General features: G+C 66.5%; 1 protein-coding gene. It reads right to left on the bottom strand.

What is annotated here, in order from left to right:
- Positions 1–13: 13 nt before the first annotated feature.
- Positions 14–567: IS630 family transposase (locus IU459_RS37495; protein WP_195134303.1), on the bottom strand; the 554-nt coding region annotated here is incomplete at its 5' end.

Raw genomic sequence — 567 nt, 5'->3', positions numbered from 1 at the left:
TATTGATCCGAAACTAAAAGGTTGAAGCGTAAGTGGTGTGTGGGGCCTGGAAGTAGCTGCGGGCGCGGCCGGGGAGCTTCTGGACGCGGTGGAAGAACGAGCGCACGGCGGTCTCCATCTGGGCGGGGTTGGTGAGGATCTGGTCGGCCAGGGTGCGTTTGAGGTCGGCGTTGACCAACTCGTCGGGGTTGAGGTGTGGGGCGTAGGCGGGCAGGAAGTGCAGCTCGATCCGGTCGGCGCGCTCGGCCACCCAGCGTTTGACGGCCTTCGAGCGGTGCGCGGGGTGCCCGTCGAGGACCAGGTGGATCTTCGTGTCGTGCCGGGCGAGCAGCCGGGTCAGGAACTCCAGGAAGGATTTCGTGTTGAACCGGCCGCGGAACACGGTGAAGTGCATGTCTCCACGCGGGGAGATCGTCGACATCGCGTTGAGGGAGAAACGTTTCCCGGTCCTCGCGGCCACCGGTGTCTGGCCACGGCGGCCCCATGTGCGGCCCGACAACTGGTCGGAGCGCACCCCGACCTGGTCGCCGAACAGGATCACCGCGTCCTCGGCCTTCGCCCGTGCTG

The organism is Nocardia amamiensis (genome assembly GCF_015477605.1).
Classification (GTDB): Bacteria; Actinomycetota; Actinomycetes; order Mycobacteriales; family Mycobacteriaceae; genus Nocardia; species Nocardia amamiensis_A.
The sequence above is the reverse complement of the archived record's forward strand: the minus strand, read 5'-3'. Positions and strand labels throughout refer to the sequence as shown.